This window comes from Agrobacterium larrymoorei (genome assembly GCF_005145045.1).
In the GTDB taxonomy this organism is placed as follows: domain Bacteria; phylum Pseudomonadota; class Alphaproteobacteria; order Rhizobiales; family Rhizobiaceae; genus Agrobacterium; species Agrobacterium larrymoorei.
The window spans coordinates 655,674-679,126 of record NZ_CP039691.1 but is presented as its reverse complement, the minus strand read 5'-3'; the positions used below and the strand labels follow the sequence as shown (position 1 = coordinate 679,126).

The 23,453-nt window shown below is 58.2% G+C and carries 17 protein-coding genes and 1 tRNA gene; 12 read left to right on the top strand and 6 right to left on the bottom strand.

Annotated elements, in window-relative coordinates:
* Positions 1-27: 27 nt before the first annotated feature.
* Entirely contained in the window at positions 28-1,077 is a 1,050-nt protein-coding gene (gene hemH / locus CFBP5473_RS03110; protein WP_051441280.1) for a ferrochelatase, read from the bottom strand.
* A 216-nt stretch (positions 1,078-1,293) separates the two neighbouring features.
* A complete protein-coding gene (locus CFBP5473_RS03105; RefSeq protein ID WP_027675549.1) occupies positions 1,294-1,779 on the bottom strand; it encodes an Hsp20 family protein in 486 nt (161 codons plus the stop codon).
* A 411-nt stretch (positions 1,780-2,190) separates the two neighbouring features.
* Here CFBP5473_RS03105 and CFBP5473_RS03100 point away from each other — a divergent pair, with 411 nt between their 5' ends.
* Positions 2,191-3,132, top strand: a complete 942-nt coding sequence (locus CFBP5473_RS03100) for an alpha/beta fold hydrolase (protein ID WP_027675548.1) — start codon at positions 2,191-2,193, stop codon at positions 3,130-3,132.
* Positions 3,133-3,138: 6 nt separating this feature from the next.
* Here CFBP5473_RS03100 and hisN read toward each other — a convergent pair whose 3' ends face one another.
* Both hisN and CFBP5473_RS03090 read right to left on the bottom strand, forming a co-directional pair.
* Positions 3,139-3,915, bottom strand: coding sequence for a histidinol-phosphatase (gene hisN / locus CFBP5473_RS03095; RefSeq protein ID WP_027675547.1), 777 nt, complete (start codon positions 3,913-3,915; stop codon positions 3,139-3,141).
* Between the two features lie 358 nt (positions 3,916-4,273).
* Entirely contained in the window at positions 4,274-5,158 is an 885-nt protein-coding gene (locus CFBP5473_RS03090) for an N-formylglutamate amidohydrolase (RefSeq protein ID WP_027675546.1), read from the bottom strand.
* A 180-nt stretch (positions 5,159-5,338) separates the two neighbouring features.
* Here CFBP5473_RS03090 and cpdR point away from each other — a divergent pair, with 180 nt between their 5' ends.
* From cpdR to CFBP5473_RS03075, 3 genes are all read left to right on the top strand, one after another.
* The gene (cpdR, locus tag CFBP5473_RS03085; protein WP_027675545.1) at positions 5,339-5,701 is read left to right on the top strand and encodes a cell cycle two-component system response regulator CpdR; all 363 of its coding nucleotides are present in this window, start codon (positions 5,339-5,341) and stop codon (positions 5,699-5,701) included.
* 81 nt (positions 5,702-5,782) lie between these two features.
* Positions 5,783-5,857: transfer RNA gene (locus CFBP5473_RS03080), tRNA-Val, on the top strand.
* 148 nt (positions 5,858-6,005) lie between these two features.
* On the top strand, positions 6,006-6,320 hold the full coding sequence (locus CFBP5473_RS03075; RefSeq protein ID WP_136954309.1) for a hypothetical protein: 315 nt from the start codon (positions 6,006-6,008) through the stop codon (positions 6,318-6,320).
* Positions 6,321-6,342: 22 nt separating this feature from the next.
* Here CFBP5473_RS03075 and CFBP5473_RS03070 read toward each other — a convergent pair whose 3' ends face one another.
* A complete protein-coding gene (locus CFBP5473_RS03070; RefSeq protein ID WP_027675544.1) occupies positions 6,343-6,726 on the bottom strand; it encodes an acyl-CoA thioesterase in 384 nt (127 codons plus the stop codon).
* Between the two features lie 236 nt (positions 6,727-6,962).
* Here CFBP5473_RS03070 and CFBP5473_RS03065 point away from each other — a divergent pair, with 236 nt between their 5' ends.
* A complete protein-coding gene (locus CFBP5473_RS03065; RefSeq protein ID WP_027675543.1) occupies positions 6,963-7,169 on the top strand; it encodes a hypothetical protein in 207 nt (68 codons plus the stop codon).
* Here CFBP5473_RS03065 and CFBP5473_RS03060 read toward each other — a convergent pair.
* Positions 7,147-8,919 (bottom strand): ABC transporter ATP-binding protein/permease, encoded by a 1,773-nt coding sequence (locus tag CFBP5473_RS03060; RefSeq protein ID WP_037170988.1) that lies wholly within the window; start codon positions 8,917-8,919, stop codon positions 7,147-7,149. The two genes, CFBP5473_RS03065 and CFBP5473_RS03060, sit on opposite strands and share 23 nt — an antisense overlap.
* A 256-nt stretch (positions 8,920-9,175) precedes the next feature.
* On the opposite strand from CFBP5473_RS03060, the gene CFBP5473_RS03055 reads away from it, so the two are divergent.
* The 7 genes from CFBP5473_RS03055 to glgC all read left to right on the top strand — a co-directional run bounded on the left by CFBP5473_RS03055 (position 9,176) and on the right by glgC (position 23,452).
* Complete coding sequence (locus CFBP5473_RS03055; protein WP_027675541.1) at positions 9,176-12,505, top strand: transglutaminase family protein; 3,330 nt, start codon at positions 9,176-9,178, stop codon at positions 12,503-12,505.
* Position 12,506: 1 nt separating this feature from the next.
* A complete protein-coding gene (locus tag CFBP5473_RS03050; RefSeq protein ID WP_027675540.1) occupies positions 12,507-14,927 on the top strand; it encodes a circularly permuted type 2 ATP-grasp protein in 2,421 nt (806 codons plus the stop codon).
* A gap of 3 nt (positions 14,928-14,930) precedes the next feature.
* Complete coding sequence (locus CFBP5473_RS03045; RefSeq protein ID WP_027675539.1) at positions 14,931-15,812, top strand: transglutaminase family protein; 882 nt, start codon at positions 14,931-14,933, stop codon at positions 15,810-15,812.
* Between the two features lie 201 nt (positions 15,813-16,013).
* Entirely contained in the window at positions 16,014-17,237 is a 1,224-nt protein-coding gene (locus CFBP5473_RS03040) for a vWA domain-containing protein (RefSeq protein ID WP_234881774.1), read from the top strand.
* A 216-nt stretch (positions 17,238-17,453) separates the two neighbouring features.
* The gene (locus tag CFBP5473_RS03035; RefSeq protein ID WP_027675537.1) at positions 17,454-19,916 is read left to right on the top strand and encodes a glycogen/starch/alpha-glucan phosphorylase; all 2,463 of its coding nucleotides are present in this window, start codon (positions 17,454-17,456) and stop codon (positions 19,914-19,916) included.
* Positions 19,916-22,123 carry a 1,4-alpha-glucan branching protein GlgB gene (gene glgB, locus CFBP5473_RS03030; protein ID WP_027675536.1) on the top strand — a complete coding sequence of 736 codons (2,208 nt, stop codon included), beginning with the start codon at positions 19,916-19,918 and terminating at the stop codon, positions 22,121-22,123. Before CFBP5473_RS03035 ends, glgB begins: the two co-directional genes overlap by 1 nt.
* 66 nt (positions 22,124-22,189) lie before the next feature.
* Entirely contained in the window at positions 22,190-23,452 is a 1,263-nt protein-coding gene (gene glgC, locus CFBP5473_RS03025; RefSeq protein ID WP_027675535.1) for a glucose-1-phosphate adenylyltransferase, read from the top strand.
* Position 23,453 lies beyond the last annotated feature (1 nt).

Sequence of the window (23,453 nt, the reverse complement as noted above, 5' to 3'; positions counted from 1 at the left end):
ACCTCCTGTTTGACTGCGCCGGTGGGATCAGACCCAGCCCTGCAACTCCCTGCGTACAACTTTTTCGAGAACCCGCATACCATCCGCACTGTCGTTTAGGCAAGGAATATGGGTAAATTTCTCGCCGCCATTGTGAAGGAAGATTTCTCCCGCTTCACCTGCAATTTCTTCCAGCGTCTCGAGACAATCGGAAACGAAGCCCGGATTCATCACCGCGATGCGCTTGACGCCTTCCGATGCCAACTTCTCGACCGTCTTGTCGGTATAAGGCTGCAGCCATTCCTCCGGTCCGAAACGGGACTGGAAGGTGATCATGAAACGGTCCTTCTCCAGCCCCAGCCTTTCGCGCAGCAGGCGACCGGTCTTCATGCACTGGCAGTGGTAGGGATCGCCCTGCTTGAAATAGGATTGCGGAATGCCGTGGAAGGAGGCGATCAGCTTTTCCGGCTCCCAATCCAGCGTCGCCAGATGGTTTTTAACGGAGTTGGCCAGCGCATCGATATAGGTTTCATCGTCGTGGTAAGGCGGTACGGTGCGAAGCGCTGGCTGCCAGCGCATCTTCATCAGATGCTCGAAAGCCTTGTCGTTGACCGTTGCCGTCGTGGCCGCCGCATATTGCGGGTAGAGCGGGAAGAGCAGGATTTTCTCGCAACCCTGCTCCTTCAGCGCGTCGATCTTCGAGGCGATGGACGGATTGCCGTAGCGCATGCCCCAATCCACCACGACATTCGGCAGATCCGTGAGCGCCTGCGCCATCAGGTCCGACTGGTTGCGGGTATAAGTGCGCAGATAGCTCTCGTTCTTCTCGTGGTTCCAGATTTCCTCATAGGCCTTGCCCACCTTCTGCGGGCGCTTGTTCAGCACGATGCCGTAAAGGATCGGATACCAGTAAAGGCGAGACCATTCGATGACGCGCTTGTCGCTCAAAAACTCCGCCAGATACCGACGCATCGACTTGTAATCCGTGCCATCCGGCGTCCCTAGATTGACGAGCAGAACGCCGACTTTGCCGAAAGTAACTTTCGGATGATCCTTGGGAAGATGGTCTAGAGGAAGTGCGGTCATATCTGCGGCCATTAACTTGTCCTGAACTCTCATGAATCGCGAAGCACTACGTCCGCGTCAGCATTGTGGATCAATATGTAATGCATCGATCCCCCGATCTGAATTGATTTTTGACAAAGGGCACGCGGCATTTCAACGCGTTGAAAGGAATTGTCGTTGGCAACGGCCAGAACCGAATAAAAACGGCCCCCTCTCGGGAGCCGTTCCGGCATTCACCAACCGCTCAGATCAGTTGACCTGAGCGGGCGTTACCTGAGCCTCGATCTGCTTCGGCTCATCGGACACATCGGTCGCAATAGTGATGCGGCGGGGCTTCATGGCTTCGGGGATGTTGCGAAGAAGGTCGATGTGAAGCAGACCGTTCTTCAGCGAAGCATTCTGCACCTCTACGTGATCGGCAAGCTGGAAGCGGCGCTCGAAGGCGCGCGTGGCGATGCCGCGATAGAGGAACTCGCCCTCGGATGCCTTGGTGGTGTCACTCGCCTTTTCGGCCTTGATCGTCAGCACATTTGCCCGGGATTCGATGCTGAGTTCGGTTTCATCAAAACCGGCAACCGCCATGGTTATGCGGTAGGCATTATCGCCCGTGCGCTCGATATTATAGGGCGGATAGGCCTGTGCCTGTTCCGGCTGGCCGATGCCGTCGAGCATCGAAAACAGGCGGTCGAAGCCGACGGTGGAACGATAGAGTGGGGAAAAATCAACGTGACGCATGGTGTCCTCCTTAAGAAGCAACTGTTTGCGAATGGTGGCTTTCTCACCCCTTCTTGGCGATGAGAGAACCGTGATACGGCCCCGTTCTGGCGACCGTGACCAAGAGATGGGTAGGCGGTTTTCGCAGTTCAAGAGGGAAAATCACAATCGCTCCGCTCGCGACTGCTGCTGAATGTTTGCTGAACGGATGGTTCCGAAATCGTTCAGTTTTCCGCCGCTAGAAATGGACGCATCGGAGGCCAACTCCGGCGGCAGAAGTGTATCGTCCCTTCTTCTTCTGTCCGATTAGCCGGAACCGCGACTGCTAACACCGACGGTTCCGGCAATTTTTCCTTTGACGTGCAAAACAGCTGCACCTATCCCATTCTGAAACACCGGATTCTCATACTGTTGGTTCGAAGCAGGATATCGATGACCGAAGCCACACTCTACGCTACGACAGACAACCCGGTGCCTGAAAACCACATCGTCGGCACATTCAACGGCCACAAAAACAAGAAGCTGCGATATGCGATCTTCAAATCGGAACGTTCCGTAGCGCGGGGCACGATCGTTCTTCTGCATGGCCGCAACGAAGCAATCGAGAAATATTTCGAGACGATCAACGATCTCACCGCCAAAGGCTTCTGGGTCGCGACCTTCGACACGCGTGGACAGGGCGGCTCCGAACGCCTGCTGAAGAATATCCACGCAGGCTATGTGCGCCGCTTTTCCGATTATCAGAAGGATATCTCGCTGTTTCTGGAACAGGTCGTGCTGCCGGATACGCGCCTGCCCTTCTTTCTCGTCGCGCATTCCACCGGGGCCTTGGCTGCGCTCTCCATGGCGCCGGATCTTTCCAACCGGGTGGAGCGCATGGCGCTCTGCTCGCCCTTCATTTCGTTGAGCGGCCAGGTGATGTCTCCCCGCTGGATCAAGCTCATCGCCACCTGCCTGACATTGATCGGTCTCGGCGGCGTGCAACTGGGCAGAGATCAACGCGAGCGCGATTTCAACGGCAACCCGCTAACCTCCGATCCCGCCCGGTTTACCCGGAACATAAAGCTGATCAGCGAGCGACCGGAGCTTTTCATCGGCGCGCCAACGGCTCGCTGGCTTTATGAAGCGCTGAAAGTCATGCCCAAGGTTACGCGGCAGGACCATCTGACCCATATCACCGTGCCGACCCTGCTTCTGGCCGCGGTGCGTGATACGATCACGCCTTACGCCGCACAGGAAGAGCTTTCCCGAAACTTCCGGGCCGCACAGCTCATTCCCGTAACTGGCGCTTTCCATGAGTTGTTTCAGGAACTCGATATTTATCGCGCCCAGGCACTGGCCGCCATCGACGCCTTTTTCGCTCCGGAAGAATGAAGCTCCTCAAAGCCCGGAAAGAATGGCCAGCGCTTCCTGGTGAACCTGCCTGCTGCCAGCCGCGATGATGCGCCCTGCCCCTTCCGGTCGTCCGCCATCCCACGTCGTGATGGTGCCGCCCGCCTGCTCGATGATGGGGATCAGCGCGCCGACATCATAGGGCTTGAGGCTGGTTTCGATGACGAGATCGACGTGGCCTGCGGCAAGCAGCGCATAGGCGTAGCAATCCACGCCATAACGGAAAAGCCGAACCTTATCTTGCACCTGGGTATAACGCGCGGACTCTTCAGCCGTGAAGATGTGCGGTGATGTCGTAAACAGCACGGCATCCGAAAGCGACTGGCAGGCACGCGTCTTTATCTGCCGTTCGCCATCCGGCCCTTTATACCAGGCTCTTTCACCATCAGCGAAATAGCGTTCGCCGATAAAGGGCTGGTCCATAACGCCCATCACGGAGCGCCCATTGGACTGGAAGCCGATCAGCGTTCCCCAGACGGGCACACCGGAGATGAAAGCGCGTGTGCCATCGATTGGATCGATGACCCAGATATGCTCACGATCAAGACCGATGCTGCCATGCTCTTCGCCCAGCACGCCATGCTCGGGGAAGGTAGTTGAAATCAATGCGCGGATGGCCGTCTCAGCAGCCTGATCGCCTTCCGTGACCGGATCGTATCCGCCCGCCTGCTTGTTATCCACCGCGATGCCAGTGCGAAAACGCGGCAGCGTCTCGGCCTTTGCAGCATCGGCGAGACGAAAGAAGAAATCACGATCTGGCAGCATCAAAATCCCCGGCATCTATCATTGACTGGAGATGACATAGCGCGGCTTTGCCTACGGCGTCCACTCCCTTGGCGCTGCGCGCATGCTGAGGTGATTCTTTCTCGAAATGCCTCTTCAAGCAGCAGCTTCGGCTGTATTTCGCATCATCACAATGCAACGCCTCAATAATTGCTCAACTAATAGGCATAAATAAATATGATTGACAAATGGGCAAAATGACCTAGTCTTTGAAGCACAGTCTTTGACTGTAAATACCCTCCTTGGGTGTTTCCTCCCTAGACTTGACCGCGCCAAGGCGCGGTTTTTTTTGGCCGCAGGGCACAGGCCAGCGGTCTCTCAACATTCGAATTTTCAGGAATTATTCGGCGGCGAACGCCATCTCGACGGCATATTCGGACACGAAAGCCGAAAACTGCCGCATGAAGATTTCGAGTGCGGACTGCATGGCGGCGAAATCCGGCGCCTTCAGCAAAGTCTTTTCATCCACATACAGGCTGCGATTGACCTCGATCTGCACTGCATGCAGCGAGCGAATGGGACGCCCGTAATGTTCGGTGATGAAGCCGCCCGCATAAGGCTTGTTGCAGACCGCGTTGAAGCCCAGCTCTTCGAGGAAATGCAGGGCAGCACGCGAAATCTCTGCCGAGGCGCTGGTGCCGTAGCGATCACCGATGATGATATCCGGCCTGATATTGGAACCAGCAAGCCGGATATTGCCGGGCATGGAGTGACAATCGACCAGCACCGCCATGCCGAACTGCGCATGCGTGCGCGATACCAGCCTGCGCAGGCAGGCGTGGTAGGGCTTGTAGATGCCTTCGATACGCGACAGCCCCTCTTCCACGGAAAGGCGATGGGCATAGATATCCATGTTTTCGGCCACAATACGCGGCACGGTTCCCAGACCGCCTGCAACGCGCATCGAACCGATATTGGCATAGGATGGCAACGTGCCATCGAACATGCGCGGATCGAGCTCATAGGGCTCGCGGTTGACGTCCAGATAGGCCCGGGGGAAATTGGCCCTCAGAAGTGGCGCGCCGATTTCGGTGGCTGCCGAAAACAGCTCATCGACGAAATAATCCTCGGAGCGGCGGATCTCGTAGGAATCCAGCCGGGAGGATTCGAGGAAGGACACGGGGTAGCAGCGCCCGCTATGGGGGGAATTATAGACGAACGGAATGCTGTGAACCGCAGGCTCGCGCACTTCGAACAGCTCGTATTCGCCCGTTATCCAGTCCATTCCGTCCCGTTTACCATGTCATAATTCTGCCAGATGCATCATGTTGCCAGTTGGCGGAGTGCAAGTCCATACTGGACACCAGTCACCGTGTCGTGATTCGACCGTTCACATGATATTTACGCAAAGAATGGTACGATCGGGATAGGGTATTCCAATAATTCTGTAGTTACGGTCACTTACATGGTTCAGAAAATTCTTCTCGCCGAAGACGACAATGATATGCGCCGCTTCCTCGTGAAGGCGCTGGAAAAGGCAGGATACAAGGTATCGTCCTTCGATAACGGCGCAAGCGCATATGATCGGCTTCGCGAAGAGCCTTTTTCCCTGCTTTTGACCGATATCGTCATGCCTGAAATGGACGGCATCGAGCTGGCGCGCCGCGCCACCGAACTCGACCCCGACCTCAAGGTCATGTTCATCACCGGTTTCGCAGCCGTTGCGCTCAACGCCGATTCGAAGGCGCCGAAGGATGCGAAGGTGCTTTCCAAGCCTTTCCACCTGCGAGACCTCGTGGATGAAGTCAACAAACTCCTTGTGGCATAAGGGTTCTGAAAAAACCTGTCACAAAATCGAAAAATGCAGTTGACGCTCCATCCGATTTTGTGATTTATGCGCCGCAACGGAGGGCGTGTAGCTCAGCGGGAGAGCACTACGTTGACATCGTAGGGGTCACAAGTTCGATCCTTGTCACGCCCACCATCCCTATTCGGATCAAGGCCTTGCGAGAAATCGCAGGGCCTTTTTCTTTTGGAGTCGAGACGTCTGCCGGAAATATTTTGAGGCGTGGCCGAACCGACTTGCAGTTTCAGGTTTACTCGGGTTCTAATGCCATCGTCAGGGTGGTTGGATGAAACAGGGCCGCGCGCCAATGTCACTTTATTTCAAGGCTTGGCTATTTATCGTTTTGTCTGCGGCGGCTCTGATGACATCACCCGACTGGCTACCCGCGCTTTCTTATTCTCTGGGCGTCAATAGTTCAGAAGTCGGAGGATTTTTCGCCCTGGTCCACGTGCTTGGCGTCATCTTTTTTTGTGCCTGCCCGTCATGTCATCTGTCGCTGTTCAAGACAGACGGGCACTTCTACATCTACCATCCTTGGCCGAACAAGCGTTGCTCACGATGCGGGGTCGATCACACGAAGAGCATGTCGCCCAAGGAGTGAGCACTGTTTCTTGATGTGGCGGCTAACCTCTGACCGCCCGCGGGTTCCCCTCATCATCCACTGCCACCATGATGAACACGGCTTCGGTGACTTTGTCGCGGGATTGCTGCGAATGGCGGCGGGTCCAGGCTTCTATTTTTAGGGTGATCGAGGTTCGGCCGACTTTTTCGATGCTGGTGTAAACACAGAGCGTGTCGCCGATCTTGACCGGCTTTTTGAAGACGATTTCGTTGACGGCGACGGTTACCGTGCGGCCGCCTGCCACATCATTGGCGCGCACGAAGGCGGCCAGGTCCATCTGGGACATGACCCAGCCACCGAAAATATCGCCTGCGGGGTTGGCATCGGCGGGCATGGCGAGGGTGCGGAGCGTCAGCTCCATATCGGTGGGCGGTTGCATATCCATAATCGAAAACCTTCTTGTCGCGACCTCCCGGTACAGGAAATAGCGCAAGGCCCCTCGCCTCTCCAATAGCGGATTCGTCGCGGCTGCCTTTCGTGTAGCGCAGAGGAGGCGGCTGGAGCGCTCCACGATCACAAGAAAGCACGCGCATCGCTAAGTCTTCATTAACCATGTTTTGGCAGTCTATCGTTGAATTAGCTTATCTTCATATACTTCCAGATGCGGGTGAGGGTTCCGAAATGGCATATGACTGGAGTGGCAATGAGGTCAAACAGCAGCGGTACGATCTGGCCATCGTAGCTGGGCTGCTGGCAATAATTTCCATCGTGATCACGGCACCCTTCATGCTGACATTACAGGGGCCGCCGACACCGCAGGCTGAAATCTATATCAAGATACCCGGGCAGGATCGCGAATTGACGCCTATGCTGCTGGCTCGGTCTTGACGAGTTCGAGATGCAGCACGCGCGGCGATAGCGTCTGGAGCACGGCTTCTGAGCGACCGATATAGACGATTGCGGTATCCTTCATGCCGTCCAGCACCGCAGTCAGTCGGTCGATGGTTTCGGTCTCCAGACCTTCGAGAAGATCATCGATGAGCAGCCAGCGCGGTTTCAGCAACACGGCATTGGCCACGCGAATAGAGGCCTGTTCATCGGAATCGAACTTCTTGTCCCAGCGAATATTATCGTCCATGCGCGGGATGATGTGGCCAAGACCGCAAAGCTGCATGGCATCGAGAAAATCCTGCTCCTTGAACCTCTGTGGACTGCGCGGATAGGAAAGAATTTCGCGCAACGGCGCGGCTGGCAGATAGCCGTGCTGGGCGATGAACAGCGTTTCTTCGCGCGGCGGCATGGTGATGGAGCCCCTGCCCCATGGCCACAGCCCCGCCAGAGCGGCAAAGAACAGGCGGCGATTGACGCCCTGATCGCCATTGATCATCACCCGGTCACCGACCGCGATTTCGACGGGTGCTTCGCGCAGGCGAAAGATGCGCGACATATCCTGCCCGCCCGCATCCGGGCTGATCTCGACCGAGGAAATGCTGACGAGATCGGTTGCGGAACGGTTGATCTCGATGGCATTGCCGTGCCGCTCCACGCTGTCCATCTGAACCAGAGCGTTGCGAAAGATGGACACGCGCTGCAAGGTGGCCTTCCAGCTGGCGATAGGGCCGAAATTATCGATATACCAGCGCAGTGCCACATTGACCTGGTTGAACGCGCCCACCGCCATCATCAGGCCACCGAAGGTAAGGTTGCCGGAGAAATAAACGGGTGCTGCGATCAGGATGGGCGCGACGATGGCGAGCCAGCCATAACCGGCAGAGACCCATGTCAGATGGGTGAGCGCCATGGCAAGACCGCGAATGACGCCCAGCACCGCATCGATATCCTCGCGAATGCGGTGACGCTCGTTCTTTTCCCCGCGCGAAAGGGTAATCGCGGTGAGGTTTTCACTGGCCCGCATCAGCGAGAAACGCAGCTCCGCCTCCTTGGAGTAGCGCTCCGCATTGAGCGGCACCAGCCGGTAGCCGACGAGATTGCTGAGCAGGGAGGCCGAGCCCGCATAGACCAAGGCCGCCCAGACCATGTAACCGGGAATAGCCATCATCTGCCCATTGATCTCGATGGCAAAACCGGCAGAGAGGCTCCACAAAACGCCGATGAAGCTGACGAGGATGATGGTGGCGTTGACGAGGCCGATGGCGAGTGCCGTGCTGCTTTCGGCAAGGTTGCGCACATCGTCATGCAGGCGCTGGTCCGGGTTGATGGCGATGGAACCGAAGCTGGAAAGCTTCGCGGCGCGCCCCGGTTTCAGCCACTGGTCCACCATGTCTTTCGCCAGCCCTTCGCGCATATTGAGCGCCGTCATCTGGTTCAGCCAGGTCTGAAACACGTTGAGCAGAAGCAGGGAGCCCGCAATCACTACGAAGACCTCCAACTGATGCAGGAAGGCGGTCAGATCACGCCGTTCCAGCGCATTATAGAAGGGTGCATTCCACTCGTTCAGTTTCACCTGACCATAAGCGGTGACGAGGATGATGGTGAGCAGGCCGCAGGCCAGCAGGATGAGGCGGTTGCGCACCGGAGACGTCCAGAATGCATCGCGCATGACGCCGAGCTGCGACCTGAAAGTGAGATCGAAACTTGCGTAAGTGGCAGCTTCCGCCGGGGAATTTCCTTGCGTCATCAATATCTTGCCACTTCCTGAAATCGCCGAAACGATGATTCTTATCAAAACGGATCATCTGTCTTTGTCATGACAGCAATATCATTCCGCCGGTACTTGTCCACACACGGCGTATTGCCCCGGCAAATCATGTGCGAGCGAATGCAGAAAGCACGTCAAATGTTCCTTGCTTTATTCGCGTGCATTGCACAAAATCCTGGCAACAGAGGGGGCGGAACAATCCGCATAGACCGGTAAAATCCGGGCAAGGGCACGCATGTCGATCAAAGCCAGCATCTATCACCTGACGCATTATAAATACGACACGCCCGTCCGCCTCGGACCGCAGATCATAAGACTGAAACCGGCACCGCATTCGCGCACCAAGGTCATCAGCCACTCGCTGAAGGTCACGCCTGCCAACCACTTCGTCAATCTTCAGCAGGATCCCTACGGCAACTTCCAGGCCCGCTTCGTTTTTCCGGAACCGGTGAGCGAGTTCAAGATCGAGGTCGATCTTGTCGCGGATATGACGGTCTATAATCCCTTCGATTTCTTCGTTGAGGAAAGCGCCACCAAGTGGCCGTTCGATTATCCTGAAACGCTGAAGGAAGACCTGTCGATCTATCGCACGCCCGAACATGGCGGGCCGCTGTTCAATGCGCTGATGCAGACAATCGACAGGACGCCCGGCCAGACCACCGTCGATATGGTGGTGGGGCTGAATGCGCGGCTGCAGCAGGAAATCGGCTATGTCATTCGCATGGAGCCCGGCGTGCAGACGCCGGAAGAAACGCTCGCCTCCGGCAAGGGCTCCTGCCGCGATACCAGCTGGCTTCTGGTGCAGGTGCTGCGCAATCTGGGTCTCGCGGCCCGCTTCGTTTCCGGCTATCTGATCCAGCTTGCGCCAGACCTGAAGGCGCTGGACGGGCCTTCGGGAACGGAAGTGGATTTCACCGATCTCCATGCCTGGGCAGAGGTTTATCTTCCCGGCGCGGGCTGGGTCGGCCTCGATCCGACATCCGGTCTTCTGACCGGCGAGAGCCACATACCGCTTTCCGCCACGCCGCATTATCGCAACGCCGCGCCGATTTCCGGCGGCTATTACGGGCAGGCCAATACCGAATTCGCTTTCGATATGAGAGTGACCCGCGTGGCCGAACATCCGCGCATCACCAAGCCTTTTTCGGATGAAAGCTGGGAACAGTTGAATGCGCTTGGCGAAACGGTGGATCGGGCGCTCAACGCGCAGGAGGTGCGCCTGACCATGGGTGGCGAGCCGACCTTCGTCTCTATCGATGATTTCGAATCCGATGAGTGGAACACGGGCGCGGTTGGTCCTACCAAGCGGGAAAAGGCCGATATACTGATCCGCAAGCTGCGCGAACGCTTTGCGCCCAACGGCTTCCTGCATTACGGACAGGGCAAATGGTATCCCGGCGAAAGCCTGCCGCGTTGGACCTTCTCGCTCTATTGGCGCAAGGACGGCCAGCCGGTCTGGCATAATCCCGATCTCGTGGCGCGTGAGGGCACCGACACCGGCGTCAGTTCTTCGGATGCGGAACGCTTGTTGACCTCCATCGCCGGTCATCTCGGCATCGCGAACGATCTGGTGCTGCCTGCTTACGAAGATCCCGCGGAATGGCTGATCAAGGAGGCAAACCTTCCCGATAATGTCGATCCGTCCAATTCGAAGTTGAAGGACCCGGAAGAGCGAAACCGCATCGCCCGCGTTTTCGAGCGCGGACTGACGGAACCGACCGGTTATATTCTGCCCGTGCAGGCATGGAATGCGCAGGCATCCGGCCAAAGACGCTGGATGAGCGAGAAGTGGCGCACGCGGCGTGGACGGATTTTCCTCGTGCCGGGCGATAGCGCCGTTGGCTACCGCCTGCCGCTCGGCACGCTGCCGCATGTGCCGCCATCGTCCTACCCTTATATTCACGAGGCCGATCCATCCATTCCGCGCGGCCCTCTGGCCGACGCGGTGCCGCCCTCTGCCCGCAGCATGCCGGAAGCCTCGTTCCAGGCAAGCGATGTGGCAACGCAGGGGCGCATAGAGCAGCAGATCAGCGATATTGGCGGCGAAGTTCGCACGGCCATGTCTGTGGAAGCGCGTGATGGGCGACTTTGCGTCTTCATGCCGCCGGTGGAGCGGATAGAGGATTATCTCGATCTTGTCACCGCCGCCGAAGCTGCTGCGACGGATCTGGGACTGCCCGTTCACATCGAAGGTTATGCGCCGCCGCATGATGAGCGGATGAATGTCATTCGCGTGGCGCCCGATCCCGGTGTCATCGAGGTCAATATTCATCCGGCTGCGAGCTGGAAGGACTGCGTCGATATCACCACCGCCATTTACGAGGATGCCCGCCAGTCACGGCTGGGGGCGGACAAGTTCATGATCGACGGTCGCCACACCGGCACCGGCGGCGGCAACCATGTGGTCGTGGGCGGCGCGAACCCCAATGACAGCCCCTTCCTGCGAAGACCGGACCTGCTGAAGAGCCTTGTGTTGCACTGGCAGCGCCACCCTTCCATGTCCTATCTCTTTTCCGGCCTTTTCATCGGCCCGACAAGTCAGGCGCCGCGCATTGATGAGGCGCGGCATGACAGCCTCTACGAACTGGAAATCGCGATGGCGCAGGTGCCTGCACCGGGCGAAGGCGTAGCTCCCCTGCCATGGCTGGTGGACCGGCTGTTCCGCAATCTTCTGACCGATGTCACCGGCAATACGCACCGCTCCGAAATCTGCATCGACAAGCTGTTCTCGCCGGATGGCCCGACGGGTCGCCTTGGTCTCGTGGAGTTTCGTGGCTTCGAAATGCCGCCGAATGCGCGCATGTCGCTTGCCCAGCAATTGCTGGTGCGGGCGCTGATTGCGCGGTTCTGGAAGAACCCGATTGGCGGCAAATTCGTGCGCTGGGGAACGGCGCTTGCCGATCGCTTCATGCTGCCGCATTACGTCTGGGCGGATTTTCTCAATGTACTGGCCGATTTGCGCGAACATGGATTCGACCTGAAGCCGGAATGGTTCGCAGCCCAGCTGGAGTTCCGTTTCCCCTTCTTCGGCGAGGTGGAATATGAGGGCTCGAAGCTGGAGCTTCGCCAGGCGCTGGAGCCGTGGCACGTCATGGGCGAGCAGGGTGCCATCGGCGGCACAGTGCGCTATGTCGATTCGTCCGTCGAGCGTCTTCAGGTACGGCTGGAAACGGCCAATCCCGCCCGTTACACCGTCTCCTGCAATGGCCGCGCGGTTCCTTTGAAGCAGACGGAGCAGGCGAGCGTCTCTGTTGCGGGCGTGCGTTTCAAGGCGTGGCAACCGGCGTCCGGTCTTCACCCAGTCCTGCCCGTCAATACGCCCTTGACCTTCGACATTTATGATACATGGTCGAAGCGTTCTATCGGCGGCTGCATCTATCATGTTGCCCATCCGGGCGGGCGAAATTATGAGACATTTCCCGTCAATGGAAACGAAGCGGAAGCAAGGCGGCTGGCACGCTTCGAACCCTGGGGACACACTGGCGGTGAGTTTACGCTCTGGCCGGAAGCCGTGTCGCCGGAGTTCCCGTTGACACTCGATTTGAGACGCCCGCAAGGAATGTAAGGTGGTAAAAGCTCCGGCAATGGAACGTAGGGACAAGGAAACCGGCATGGCCTCCATGCTCGGCTATCGCGCCCTGCCCGGCGTTGCCGATGAAATGCTGGATATTCACGGGCGCATACGCCCCGTCTGGCAACCCTTCGTGAAGGCGCTGTCGCGCATGGATGAGCGCGAGCTGCAGGAGCGCTTCTCCCGCACCGACCGTTATCTGCGGGATGCTGGCGTGTTCTACCGCGATTACAGCGCCGCCCCCGGCAGCAATAGCGGCAGCGAGCGCAACTGGCCGATTTCCCATGTCCCGGTCCTGATCGATGAGGCCGAGTGGCAGGCGGTATCCAAGGGTCTCATCCAGCGCGCCAATCTGCTTGAGGCCGTGGTTGCCGATATCTACGGCGAAAACAAGCTCGTGCAGCAGGGCTACGTGCCGCCATCGCTGATTGCCGCCAACCCGGAATATCTGCGCCCGCTGGCAGGAGTAAAACCCGCTGGTGGCCATTACCTGCATTTCTGTTCCTTCGAAATCGGGCGTGGGCCGGATGGCAACTGGTGGGTGCTGGCAGACCGCACGCAGGCCCCTTCCGGCGCTGGCTTTGCGCTGGAAAACCGCGTGGCGACCACCCGCGCCTTTTCCGATATCTATGCCGAATCCCATGTGCACCGTCTCGCCTCCTTCTTCGGCGCGTTTCGCGACACGTTGCAGGCCCGCCGCCAGCACCCGGATGACCGCATTGCGGTTCTGACGCCCGGCCCGGCAAGCGAGACCTATTTCGAACATGCCTATATTGCCCGCTATCTCGGCTTCATGCTGCTGGAAGGCGAGGATCTGACCGTCGTCAACAACCGCGTGATGGTGCGCACCGTCGCAGGCCTGAAACCCATCGGCGTGCTGTGGCGGCGACTGGATGCGTCCTATGCCGACCCGCTGGAACTGGACCAGAACTCCCATATCGGCACGCCCGGCATGGTGCAGGCGCTGCGCGCCGGTTCGCTCAGCATCGTCAATGCGCTTGGTGCGGGCATTCTGGAAACGCGGGCACTGCTGGCCTTCATGCCCGCCATCTGTCGGCAGCTGCTTGGCGAAGAGCTTGCCATGCCTTCGATTGCCACATGGTGGTGCGGCCAGCCTTCGGAGCGTGAGCAGGTGGCGCGCAATATAGAGCGCATGGTGATCGGCCCCGCCTATTCTCGCCTGCCCTTTTTCGATGATAACGGCCAGTCCGTTCTCGGCTCGTCGCTGCGTGAAACCGCCAAGGATTCGATTAGCGACTGGCTGGCGAGCGATGGCCACAAGCTGGTTGGCCAGGAGGTCGTCACGCTTTCCACCACACCTGCCTTCGTTGATGGCAAGCTGGTGCCAAGGCCCATGAGCCTTCGCGTCTTCGTTGCCCGCACCGAAAACGGCTGGCAGGTCATGCCCGGCGGCTTTGCCCGCATCGGGCGCAGCAACGATGTGGCGGCGATTGCCATGCAGGCGGGCGGAAGTGCCGCCGATGTCTGGATCGTCTCAAACAAGCCGGTGGAGCGCACCACGCTCCTGCCGCCAGAGGAAAACTTCACCCGCAACATGCCGGGCTCGCTGCCGAGCCGGGCGGCGGATAATCTCTTCTGGCTGGGCCGCTATATCGAGCGCTCCGAAGGCGCGTTGCGTATCCTGCGCGCCTGGCACGCACGGTTTGCCGAATCCGCCGATCCGAAGCAGCCGCTTCTCGCCCATGTGACGCGCTATCTCGAAAGCGTCGATATCGAGGTCGAAGAGCCGGTTCCGGCCAGCCTGATCGCAAATATCAACAGCGCCATCTATTCCGCCAGCAACATCCGCGACCGCTTCTCGCCGGATGGCTGGCTGGCACTGAACGATCTGGCAAAGACTGCAAAACGGTTCCAGAGCAAGATCAGCGCGGGCGATGACGCGACCCACGCCATGACCATCCTTTTGCGCAAGCTCGCAGGCTTTGCCGGTCTGGTGCATGAAAACATGTATCGCTTCACCGGCTGGCGCTTCCTTGCCATCGGGCGCTATCTGGAACGCGGCCTGCATATGACGCGGCTTCTGGCGCATATGGGCGGAGCGGATGCACCGGACGGTTCCTACGACATGCTGCTGGAAATCGGCGATAGCGTGATGACGCACCGCCGCCGATACAATGTGAACACGGCAGCGCTGACGGTGATGGACCTCCTGGCGCTCGACCCTCTCAACCCGCGCTCCATTCTTTTCCAGCTCAACGAAATCCGCACGGAAGTCGAGCAACTGCCCAACGCTTTCGTCAATGGCCAGATGTCGCCCTTCTATCGTGAAGCGATGCGCATCCATTCCGGCCTTGCGGTGATGACGTCCGAGAATCTCTCCGGCGCGGTTTTCCGGCAGTTGGAGAAGGATCTGGAAAAGCTCTCCGACATTCTTGCGCAAACCTATCTCGGATAGTCCATGCTTTACGATCTTTCTCTGCACATGGGCTATATCTACGATACGCTTGCGTCCGGCGCCCGCCACATCATCCGTGTCACGCCGCTCTCCATTCCCGGTCGCCAGCGGCTGATTGCAGGCTCGCTCAGCGTATCGCCGACGCCGGATGAACGCACGGTATTCAACGATTTTTACGAGCAGAGCGCGACCTCGATCTATCTGCGCAATGCGCATGACAAGCTGGACATCCGCATGCAGGCGCGGGTTTCGGTGGAAAGCCCGTCATTGACCGCGGATTTCTCTCCCGAACTGCCGAAGTTGCAGGCGGAGCTGACCCATGTCTGGTCGCTCGATCCGCAATCGCCGCACCACCTTGCGGGCAATAGCCCGCGCATCGGTGAGAATGCTGCGATTGCCGCTTACGCTGCGGAAACGGCCAAGCCCGGCATGACCATCCGCGAGATCGCCTTTGCCATTTGCAAGCGCATCTATAAGGATTTTACCTATGACAGTGAGGCAACCACCGTGGATACGACACCTGCGCAAGCCTTCAAGCTGAAGCGCGGCGTCTGCCAGGATTTTTCCCACATCATGATCTGCGCGCTTCGCAGCCTCGGCATTCCCGCGGGCTATGTCAGTGGCTTCCTGCGCACCATTCCGCCACCCGGCAAGGAGCGGCTGGAAGGTGCGGACGCCATGCATGCCTGGGTGCGCGTCTGGTGCGGCGAATCCACCGGCTATATCGAGCTCGACCCGACCAATGACATTGCCGCGGGCAGCGACCACATCGTCGTCGGTTATGGCCGCGATTACGCCGACGTAGCCCCGGTGATCGGTGTGCTGAAAAGCTACGGAAACCAACAGACGACACAGGCCGTGGACGTCATTCCGGTCAAGGCTTGAGCCGTTTCACAACGAAACAGCCTGACGGCAAAAATCGTCCCGGAAGCCGACATGGCGCAGATAAGCATCTGCAAACCGTCCCATTTTAAAGACTGCATAAAATTGACCGGTTGCCGTTAGGGAAATCTATACGCGGTAATTGTAGTCAAATATCATGATTTACTAATTAGGGTGGACATGATGTTCATGAGGGCTGCGGGCATGAAGTCGATAAGGTCTCTCCTTACCGATGAGCAGGGCAATTTCGCCATGATGACGGCAATCACCTTGCCGCTTCTTCTGGGTGCGGCAGGTGCAGGTCTTGAGATGACCCGCGTCATGCAGATCAAGGATGACCTCCAGAACGCTGCCGACAGCGCAACGCTTGCGGTGGCAACAGATGCGCGCCTAAATGAGGGCAAGAAAACCGATGCACAGTATGCTCAGGATGTGAAGCTTCTCATGAAGCATTACAGTGCAGGCAGCCTTGAGGAAGACGCGGACAATACTCTCGATTCCGCCACTGATCCCGTTGCCAGCCGTTCGGAAACCTCCAGGGGCACCATCTTCAATATCTCGGCAACAGTGAATTATCCTATCGCGCTGAACCCGATGCTCGGCTTCATCGGCCTGAAGACGATGAACCTTTCCATCAGCAGCACGGCACAGAGCAGCTTCAACAAGGGCGCGGCCATGTCGCTCTATCTGGTCCTCGACCGGTCGGGCTCCATGTCGTTCAAGACCGACACCGTGGATAGCAGCAAGAGCTCCTGCCAGAATTACACCGACACCAACTGGTCGTCTTATCCAAATCTGAAAGCGAGCAAACCCTGCTACGTCAACAAGAGCACCTCGCTGAAAACAGCCGTGTCCTATCTGGTAGACACGCTGAACAGATCGGATATTTCCTACAAGGCTGGCGGTTCGCCGGAATCGACTTTCGTGCGTACCGGCGCGATTGCCTATAATGACTCAAGCTTTTCAGCGCAGGCTCTGAACTGGGGAACGTCCAAGGCCAACACTTACGTTCAGGCCATACCCCAATACCCCACGGGCGGAACCAACGCCTATGACGCTCTGAACACGGCTTTCACGGCACTCAAATCGACAAACGCGACAGAGACGGCCGCCCATAAGGCAAACAGCAATCTATCCTTTCAGCGCTTCATCGTGTTGATGACCGACGGTGAGATGACGGGGAATAGCGCAAGCTGGAACGGTACCATCGATGCACAGGTTCGCACGACGTGCGCTGCGGCCAAAACGGATGGTATCAAGATTTTCACCGTCGCCTTCATGGCGCCGGACAAGGGCAAGTCGCTTCTACAGGCCTGCGCCAGCAGCACCGATAATTACTATGCGCCTGAGAATATGGAACAAATCGTTGCCGCCTTCGGCGATATCGCGCGCAAGGCAGCAAGCATCCCCAGCCGCCTGACGAACTGATACGCCGGAACATTTCCACAACCACGGGGCCGCGCCTGTCGTTCGACAAGCGTGGCCCCTGCTATTTGAGGGGGTTTCACCCGTCGTTTCCAACAATCCATCTTTGCAAAAAACGACTGTTGCCACGGCCGCTTATCGATGCATAAACTGCAATCGAAACAACTGACGGATCGACAGAATCAGGCCCTCTCCTCCCATCAAGGTGCTGACCGACCAATGATCAATAAACTTGCTACCAACGATCTTCCCCGTCCCGCGCCGCGCAGTTCAGAGCCGGACGTTCTTGCCTCCGAAATCATCGAAAGACTGACCTACCGGATCGGCAAGGACGTGAAAGTTGCCAAGCCGCATGACTGGCTGACGGCAACCATTCTGGTGGTGCGTGACCGCATTATCGACAAGTGGATGGAATCCACCCGCAAGGCGTATCAGAACGACAGCAAGCGGGTCTATTATCTGTCGCTGGAATTCCTGATCGGCCGCCTCATGCGCGATGCCATCTCCAATCTCAGCCTGATGCAGGAAATTCGCGAAGCACTGAATTCGCTTGGCGTCGATTTCGATGTCATCTCGGGCCTTGAGCCGGATGCCGCACTCGGCAATGGCGGTCTCGGACGTCTCGCCGCCTGCTTCATGGAATCCATGGCAACCGTCGATATTCCGGCCTATGGCTACGGAATTCGTTACGTGCACGGCCTTTTCCGCCAGCAGATGGCCGATGGCTGGCAGGTGGAACTGCCGGAAACCTGGCTTGCCCACGGCAACCCCTGGGAATTCGAGCGCCGCGAAAGCTCCTACGAAATCGGTTTCGGCGGTTCGGTCGATACGGTCGGCGGATATGAAGAGCCGCAGCGCTTTGTCTGGAAGCCTGCCGAGCGCATGATCGCCATGGCCTACGACACCCCCGTCGTCGGCTGGCGCGGCACGCGCGTCAACACGCTGCGCCTCTGGTCTGCCCAGCCCATCGACCCCATTCTGCTCGATGCCTTCAATGCGGGCGACCACATCGGCGCGTTGCGCGAAAGCAACAAGGCGGAAGCCCTGACCCGCGTTCTCTACCCGGCGGATGCCAATCCCGCCGGTCAGGAACTGCGCCTGCGTCAGGAATATTTCTTCTCCTCGGCCTCGCTACAGGACATTCTGCGCCGTCATCTTCAGCAGTACCCGGATTTCACCAATCTGGCGGACAAGGTCTCGATCCAGCTGAACGATACGCACCCGGCCATTTCCATTGCCGAAATGATGCGCCTTCTGTGCGACGTGCATGGCTTGGAATTCGAAGAAGCGTGGACGATCACCCGCGGCACCTTCTCCTACACCAACCACACGCTTCTTCCCGAGGCGCTGGAAAGCTGGCCGGTACCGCTTCTGGAGCGGCTTCTGCCGCGCCACATGCAGATCATCTACGCGATCAACGCCAATACGCTCGTCCTTGCGCGCAAGGAAAAGAAGATGACGGATACGCAGATCCGCTCCATCTCGCTGATCGACGAAGGCGGCGAGCGCCGCGTGCGCATGGGCAACCTTGCCTTCATCGGCTCGCACTCCATCAACGGCGTGTCCGCGCTGCATACCGAGCTGATGAAGGAAACCGTCTTTTCGGATCTTCACACGCTCTATCCGGACCGCATCAACAACAAGACCAACGGCATCACGCCGCGCCGCTGGCTGATGCAGTGCAACCCCGGCCTCACCGGGCTGATCCGCGAAACCATTGGCGATGCGTTTCTGGATGACGCCGAAAAGCTGATCGATCTCGACCGTTTCGCCACCGATAGCGGCTTCCGCGACAAGTTTGCCGAGATCAAGCGGCAGAACAAAGTGCGGCTGGCAAACACCATTTCGCAGCGCATGGGCATCCGCATCGATCCGTCGGCCCTGTTCGATATCCAGATCAAGCGCATCCACGAATATAAGCGTCAGCTGCTCAACCTGATCGAGGCCGTGGCACTTTACGACCAAATTCGTTCCCACCCGGAACTGGATTGGGTTCCAAGAGTTAAGTTCTTCGCCGGAAAGGCAGCGCCGAGTTATCACAACGCGAAGCTCATCATTAAGCTTGCCAACGATATCGCGCGCGTCATCAACAACGATCCGGCAGTGCGTGGGCTCCTGAAAGTGGTATTTGTTCCGAATTACAACGTGTCGCTTGCGGAAATCATGGTTCCCGCTGCCGACCTGTCCGAACAGATTTCCACCGCAGGCATGGAAGCCTCCGGTACCGGCAACATGAAATTCGCATTGAACGGCGCGCTCACCATCGGAACGCTGGATGGCGCGAATGTAGAAATGCTCGAACATGTCGGTAAAGAAAACATCGTGATCTTCGGCAAGACGGCGGAAGAAGTGGCGAAGGCGCGTGCCGAAGGGCACAATCCGCGCGCCATCATTGAAAGCTCGACGGAGCTTGCGCAGGCCGTCTCATCGATTGCCTCCGGTGTCTTCTCGCCGGATGACCGTTCGCGTTTTTCCGCTTTGATGGACGGCATCTACAACAATGACTGGTTCATGGTTGCCGCGGATTTCGATGCCTACGCACAGGCCCAGCGCGATGTCGACGCCATCTGGAGCGAGCCATCGAGCTGGTACGAAAAAACTGTTCGCAATACGGCGCGCATGGGCTGGTTCTCGTCCGACCGGACGATCCGGCAATACGCCACCGAAATCTGGAGAGCCTGATGAAGAAACCGCTCAATGAAGCCGAAGAGAAAAAGACTGGCGCTATAGCAAAGGCTGAAATCGAGGCAATCAAGAGCGGTTTGCATTCCAATCCATTCGCCGTGCTCGGTGTCCACCAGACACCGGGCGGCTTCGTCGCCCGCTGTTTCATTCCGGGCGCCGAAGAGGTTACCGTCATGACGCTTGACGGAGCCGTGGCCGGAGAGCTGACGCGGACGGACCCGGACGGCTTTTTCGAAGGGCCGATCGACATTTCCAAGCGCCAGCCCGTTCGTTATCGCGCATTGCGCGACGATGCCGAATGGGCGGTGACGGATCCATACAGCTTCGGACCGGTTCTCGGCCCCATGGACGATTATTTCGTCCGCGAGGGCTCGCATCTGCGCCTGTTCGACAAGATGGGTGCACACCCGTTGAAGCTCGAAGGCTGTGAGGGCTTTCACTTTGCCGTCTGGGCTCCCAATGCCCGGCGCGTCTCCGTCGTTGGAGATTTCAACAATTGGGATGGCCGCCGCCATGTCATGCGCTTCCGCAAGGACACCGGCATCTGGGAAATCTTCGCGCCCGACGTCTATGCAGGCTGTACCTACAAATTCGAAATCGTCGGTCCGCATGGTGAGCTTCTGCCGCTGAAGGCAGACCCCTATGCTCGGCGTGCCGAACTGCGCCCGAAAAACGCGTCCGTCACCACGCCGGAACTGGTGCAGGAATGGGAAGACGATGCGCATAGGCAGCATTGGGCCAGCATCGACCAGCGCCGCCAGCCGATCAGCATCTACGAGGTCCACGCCTCCTCATGGCAGCGGCATGAGAATGGCGACATGCTGACCTGGGACGAGCTTGCCGCCCGCCTTATCCCCTACTGCGCCGATATGGGGTTTACCCATATCGAGTTTTTGCCCGTCACCGAACATCCCTATGACCCCTCATGGGGCTACCAGACCACCGGCCTCTATGCCCCAACCGCCCGCTTCGGCGAGCCGGAAGGCTTTGCCCGCTTCGTCAACGGCGCACACAAGGTGGGCATCGGCGTTATTCTCGACTGGGTGCCAGCCCATTTCCCGACCGACGAACACGGGCTGAAATGGTTCGATGGCACGGCGCTCTACGAACATGCCGACCCGCGACAGGGCTTCCACCCGGACTGGAACACCGCGATCTATAATTTCGGTCGCGTCGAGGTCATGTCCTACCTCATCAACAATGCGCTCTACTGGGCCGAGAAATTCCATCTCGACGGGCTGCGCGTCGATGCCGTCGCCTCCATGCTCTACCTCGATTATTCCCGCAAGGAAGGCGAGTGGATTCCCAACGAATATGGCGGGCGCGAAAATCTGGAATCGGTGCGCTTCCTGCAAAAGATGAACACGCTGGTCTATGGCAACCATCCGGGCGTCATGACCATTGCGGAAGAATCCACCTCATGGCCCAAGGTTTCGCAGCCTGTTCATGAGGGCGGTCTCGGCTTCGGCTTCAAGTGGAACATGGGCTTCATGCACGACACGCTGAGCTATTTCCAGCGTGAGCCGGTGCACCGCAAGTTCCACCATCAGGAACTGACCTTCGGCCTTCTCTATGCCTTCAGCGAAAACTTCGTGCTGCCGATTTCCCACGATGAAGTGGTGCACGGCAAGGGTTCGATGATTGCCAAGATGCCGGGCGACGACTGGCAGAAATTCGCCAATCTGCGCGCCTATTACGCCTTCATGTGGGGCTACCCCGGCAAGAAGCTGCTCTTCATGGGTCAGGAATTCGCGCAATGGAGCGAGTGGAGCGAAAAGGGCGCGCTGGACTGGAACCTGCTGCAATATCATATGCATGAGGGCATCCGCCGCCTCGTGCGCGACCTGAATTTCATGTACCGCTCGAAGGCCGCTCTGCATGCACGCGATTGCGAGCCCGAAGGCTTCCAGTGGCTTTCTGCCGACGACCATGAGAACTCCGTCTTTGCATGGTTGCGCAGGGCTCCGGGAGAAAAGCCAGTCGCCGTCATCTGCAATCTGACGCCGGTCTATCGCGAAAATTTCTATGTACCGCTGCCGGCTGCCGGGCGCTGGCGCGAGGTACTGAACACCGATGCCGAGATTTACGGCGGCAGCGGCAAAGGCAATGGAGGACGGGTGCAGGCCGTGGATGCGGGAGGAAAAATTGGCGCGACGCTGACGCTGCCACCGCTGGCCGTCATCATGCTGGAGCCGGAGAATTAAGCGCCGAACACTATCGACGCTAAGACATATCAAGGGAACATTGGACTTTCATGGGAGGACACACCGATGAGTGAAAAAAGAATTCAGCCTCTGGCGCGCGACGCAATGGCTTATGTCCTCGCGGGCGGGCGTGGCAGCCGCCTGAAGGAACTGACGGACCGGCGCGCAAAGCCCGCAGTCTATTTCGGCGGCAAGGCGCGCATCATCGATTTCGCGCTGTCCAACGCGCTGAACTCCGGCATTCGCCGTATCGGCGTCGCCACGCAATACAAGGCGCATTCGCTGATCCGCCACCTGCAGCGCGGCTGGGATTTCTTCCGCCCGGAACGTAACGAAAGCTTCGATATTCTTCCCGCCTCCCAGCGCGTTTCGGAAACGCAATGGTATGAAGGCACGGCGGATGCCGTTTATCAGAACATCGACATCATCGAGGCCCACGGCCCCGAATATATGGTCATTCTGGCGGGCGACCATATCTATAAAATGGACTATGAATACATGCTGCAACAGCATGTGGATTCCGGTGCGGATGTGACCATCGGCTGCCTGGAAGTCCCACGCATGGAAGCAACCGGCTTCGGCGTGATGCATGTGGATGACAAGGACCAGATCATCAACTTCATCGAAAAGCCTGCCGATCCGCCGGGTATTCCCGGCAACGAGGAATACGCGCTGGCCTCCATGGGCATCTATGTGTTCCACACCAAGTTCCTGATGGACGCCCTGCGCCGCGATGCGAGCGACCCCAATTCCAGCCGCGATTTCGGCAAGGACATCATTCCCCACATCGTTCAGCACGGTAAGGCCGTGGCGCACCGCTTCGCCGCCTCGTGCGTTCGCTCGGATTTCGAGCACGAGCCGTACTGGCGCGATGTGGGCACCATCGATGCCTACTGGCAGGCCAATATCGACCTGACCGACATCGTTCCCGATCTCGATATCTACGACAAGTCCTGGCCGATCTGGACTTACGCGGAAATCAACCCGCCAGCGAAATTCGTCCATGACGATGAAAACCGTCGCGGTTCCGCCGTTTCCTCCGTCGTGTCGGGTGACTGCATCATCTCCGGTTCTTCGCTGAACCGCAGCCTGTTGTTCACAGGTGTCAGAGCAAATTCATATTCGCGCCTTGAGAATGCCGTAGTGCTGCCGAGTGTGAAGATTGGACGCCACGCCCAGTTGAGCAATGTCGTCATCGACCACGGGGTCGTCATACCGGAAGGACTGATTGTTGGAGAAGACCCGATACTCGATGCAAAACGTTTCCGCCGCACCGAAAACGGTATCTGCCTGATAACCCAATCGATGATCGACAAGCTGGACCTGTAAT

Coding starts and splice junctions, on each gene's coding strand:
- hemH (WP_051441280.1), bottom strand. CDS start 1,077: ATGGCCGCAGATATGACCGCACTTCCTCTAGACCATCTTCCCAAGGAT.
- CFBP5473_RS03105 (WP_027675549.1), bottom strand. CDS start 1,779: ATGCGTCACGTTGATTTTTCCCCACTCTATCGTTCCACCGTCGGCTTC.
- CFBP5473_RS03100 (WP_027675548.1), top strand. CDS start 2,191: ATGACCGAAGCCACACTCTACGCTACGACAGACAACCCGGTGCCTGAA.
- hisN (WP_027675547.1), bottom strand. CDS start 3,915: ATGCTGCCAGATCGTGATTTCTTCTTTCGTCTCGCCGATGCTGCAAAG.
- CFBP5473_RS03090 (WP_027675546.1), bottom strand. CDS start 5,158: ATGGACTGGATAACGGGCGAATACGAGCTGTTCGAAGTGCGCGAGCCT.
- cpdR (WP_027675545.1), top strand. CDS start 5,339: ATGGTTCAGAAAATTCTTCTCGCCGAAGACGACAATGATATGCGCCGC.
- CFBP5473_RS03075 (WP_136954309.1), top strand. CDS start 6,006: ATGAAACAGGGCCGCGCGCCAATGTCACTTTATTTCAAGGCTTGGCTA.
- CFBP5473_RS03070 (WP_027675544.1), bottom strand. CDS start 6,726: ATGGATATGCAACCGCCCACCGATATGGAGCTGACGCTCCGCACCCTC.
- CFBP5473_RS03065 (WP_027675543.1), top strand. CDS start 6,963: ATGGCATATGACTGGAGTGGCAATGAGGTCAAACAGCAGCGGTACGAT.
- CFBP5473_RS03060 (WP_037170988.1), bottom strand. CDS start 8,919: ATGACGCAAGGAAATTCCCCGGCGGAAGCTGCCACTTACGCAAGTTTC.
- CFBP5473_RS03055 (WP_027675541.1), top strand. CDS start 9,176: ATGTCGATCAAAGCCAGCATCTATCACCTGACGCATTATAAATACGAC.
- CFBP5473_RS03045 (WP_027675539.1), top strand. CDS start 14,931: ATGCTTTACGATCTTTCTCTGCACATGGGCTATATCTACGATACGCTT.
- CFBP5473_RS03040 (WP_234881774.1), top strand. CDS start 16,014: ATGAAGTCGATAAGGTCTCTCCTTACCGATGAGCAGGGCAATTTCGCC.
- CFBP5473_RS03035 (WP_027675537.1), top strand. CDS start 17,454: ATGATCAATAAACTTGCTACCAACGATCTTCCCCGTCCCGCGCCGCGC.
- glgB (WP_027675536.1), top strand. CDS start 19,916: ATGAAGAAACCGCTCAATGAAGCCGAAGAGAAAAAGACTGGCGCTATA.
- glgC (WP_027675535.1), top strand. CDS start 22,190: ATGAGTGAAAAAAGAATTCAGCCTCTGGCGCGCGACGCAATGGCTTAT.